2 protein-coding genes and 1 pseudogene are annotated in these 2,962 nt (G+C 73.0%); 2 read left to right on the top strand and 1 reads right to left on the bottom strand.

What is annotated here, in order from left to right; genetic code table 11:
- Positions 1 to 1,140, bottom strand: a 1,140-nt coding sequence (locus tag VR44_RS26390; protein ID WP_045950102.1) for an ABC transporter ATP-binding protein, incomplete at its 3' end; no start/stop codon positions are given.
- An 86-nt stretch (positions 1,141 to 1,226) separates the two neighbouring features.
- On the opposite strand from VR44_RS26390, the pseudogene VR44_RS26385 reads away from it, so the two are divergent.
- A pseudogene (locus tag VR44_RS26385) lies at positions 1,227 to 1,705 on the top strand (MarR family winged helix-turn-helix transcriptional regulator).
- A 72-nt stretch (positions 1,706 to 1,777) separates the two neighbouring features.
- Positions 1,778 to 2,962, top strand: a 1,185-nt coding sequence (locus VR44_RS26380) for an FAD-binding oxidoreductase (protein WP_045950101.1), incomplete at its 3' end; no start/stop codon positions are given.

Genomic DNA, 2,962 nt, shown 5'->3' with positions numbered 1-2,962 from the left:
GGTGGGGCCGTTCTTGGCCTCATATGCGAAGTGCACGTCCTCCAGGCGGATCTCGCCCTTCGCGCGGCCCAGCCGGACCGGGTCCTGACGCTCGGTGATGTCCACCGGCAGGTCGAGGTACTCGAAGATCCGGGCGAAGAGGGCCAGCGAGGTCTGGATCTGCACCCCGGTCGACAGCAGGCTCACGGCGGGCCGGAACAGGCCCTGCTGGAGGGTGACGAAGGCGACGAGGGTACCGACGGACAGCGAGGGGGCGCCGGTCTGGAGGGCGATGCCCGCGGCCCAGTAGATGAGCGCGGGCATGGCCGCCATCACGATGCCGATGGTGGACATCCGCCAGCGCCCGGCCATGCTGGAGCGCACTTCGAGGCCGACCAGCTTCTCCGACTCCTCGGCGAAGGCGGCGGTGAGGGACTCCGAGCGGCCCATGGTGCGGCCGAGCAGGATGCCGCTGACCGACAGGGACTCGGTGACCGTGGCGGCCATGGCGGCCATCTGCTTCTGCCGCTTCGTGGTGATCTTCTTGCGCTCGCGGCCCACGCGGCGGCTGATCCACACGAAGACGGGCAGCAGGAGCAGGGAGACCAGGGTGAGCCGCCAGTCGAGCGCGAGCATCGCGACGACGGAGGCGACGACGGCGGTCAGGTTCGACACGAGCGAGGTCGCGGTCGAGGTGACCGTGGCCTGCATGCCGCCGATGTCGTTGGCTATGCGGGACTGCACCTCGCCGGTGCGGGTGCGGGTGAAGAAGGCCAGCGGCATCCGCTGGAGCTGGGCGTAGACGGCGGTGCGCAGGTCGTGCATGACCCGCTGGCCGACCGTGGTGGAGATGAGGGTCTGGAGCACGCCGAACACGCTGGTCACGACCGCGGTCAGGATCATGCCGAGCGCCAGCAGGCTGAGCAGCCCGGTACGGCCCTGGGGGATCGCGACGTCCAGGATCTCCTTGAGCAGGAACGGCGAGGCGACGCCGACCAGCGAGGAAGCGCCGACCAGGGCACCGACGACGGCGAGGCGGCCTCGGTAGGGCCGGAACAGGCCGAGGATGCGGCGCAGCTCGCGCGGCCGGTCGGCGGGGGCGGGGCGGCTGGGGTCGAGGGATTCGTTCGACGGGGTCCACTTCGGCTCGTCGCTGTGCATGGGCCTCCTTTCGCCGGGGACTCCACTGAGGCTAGCTCATTGTTACCTATACTCACAATGAATCCGGTCCTGCTAATGTTCCCGGTATGAGCACCGGTTCCGAGACCGACACCCGCGATTCGACCGACGGCGTCCTCGCCGAGCAGCTGCTGCGCCTCACGCGCCGGCTCCACCGGATCCAGAAACGGCACATGGAGCCGCTCGGGATCACCCCGGCCCAGGGCCGGCTGCTGGGCTGCTGCGGATCGTGGCGCACTACGCGGACGGCGCACCGCCCCGGATGGCCGACCTGGCCACGCGCCTGGAGGTCGTCCCGCGTGCCGTGACCACCCTCGTAGACGGGCTCGAGGCGGCCGGGTGCGTACGCCGCGCACCCGACCCCGCGAACCGGCGCGTGATCCGGATCGAGCTCACCGACACCGGTCGCGCCACGCTGCGCCGTCTGCGCAGCGCGCGGACCGACGCGGCAGAGGAGATCCTGGCTCCGTTGACCGCCGAACAGCGCGAGGTGCTCGGCGGTCTCCTCAACGCGCTCACGGACGTCCCGGCGGAGCGCCGCTGCTGAAACGGTCCCGCTGAGGGCGGCCGCGGGGCCGCGGGCGGCGGGCCGGACGCCCACACGGACAAGGGGTCGCACATGCCGCTGCTCGAACCGGACCCGGGCGCCCTGCGCCCGGCCCGCCCCGGTACCCCAGCCCCCGACCGCGTCCCCGACCGGGCGGCCTCCGGCACCCCGCGCACCCTGCGCGAGGAGCTGACCGGCCTGCTCGGCGCCGAGAAGGTGCTGTGGCAGGTCTCCGACCTGGTCCGCTACGCCACCGACGCCTCCCCGTACCGGTTCGTCCCGCAGGCCGTGGTGGTCGCCGAGGACATCGACGACATCTCCGCGGTCCTCTCCTACGCCCACGGCCGGCAGCGCGAGGTGGTCTTCCGCGCCGCCGGGACCTCGCTCAACGGCCAGGCGCAGGGCGAGGACATCCTGGTCGACGTACGGCGCCACTGGCGGGGCGTCGAGGTCCTCGACGGCGGCCGCCGCGTCCGGATCCGGCCGGGCACCACGGTCTTCCGGGCCAACGCCGCCCTCGCCCGCCACGGCCGGGTCCTGGGCCCCGACCCGGCCAGCGCCGTCGCCTGCACCCTGGGCGGGGTCGTCGCCAACAACTCCTCCGGGATGACGGCCGGCACCACGAGGAACGCGTACCGCACGCTGTCCTCCCTCACCTTCGTGCTGCCGACCGGCACCGTCGTGGACACCGCCGACCCGCTCGCCGACGAGGAGCTGGCCCGGGCCGAGCCGGCTCTGTGCCGGGGGCTGCTGGAGCTCAAACGGGAGATCGAGGCCGACCCGGCCCTCGTCGCGCGGATCCGGGCCAAGTACGAGATCAAGAACACCACCGGCTACCGGCTCGACGCCTACCTCGACGGCACCACCCCCGTCGAGATCCTCCGCGGGCTCGCGGTCGGCTCCGAGGGCACCCTCGGATTCATCGCCGAGGTCGTCTTCGACACCCTCCCCCTGGACCGCGAACTCACCAGCGCCCTCCTCTTCTTCCCCTCCCTCCCGGCCGCGGCCGCCGCCGTCCCCCTGTTCAACGAGGCCGGCGCCCTGGCCGTGGAGCTGATGGACGGCAACACCCTGCGCGCCTCGGTCAGCGTCGCGGGGGTGCCGGCCGACTGGGCTGAGCTGCCCAGGGACACGGCGGCGCTGCTGGTGGAGTTCCGCGCCCCCGACGCCGCCGGGCGCGCCGAGTACGAGCGCCGGGCCGCCGCCGTGCTGCCGCGGCTGGAGCTGGTCGCGCCGGTCGCCTCCGTCACCAACGCC

Origin of the sequence: Streptomyces katrae (genome assembly GCF_000966975.1) — a bacterium.
In the GTDB taxonomy this organism is placed as follows: domain Bacteria; phylum Actinomycetota; class Actinomycetes; order Streptomycetales; family Streptomycetaceae; genus Streptomyces; species Streptomyces katrae.
The sequence above is the reverse complement of the archived record's forward strand: the minus strand, read 5'-3'. Positions and strand labels throughout refer to the sequence as shown.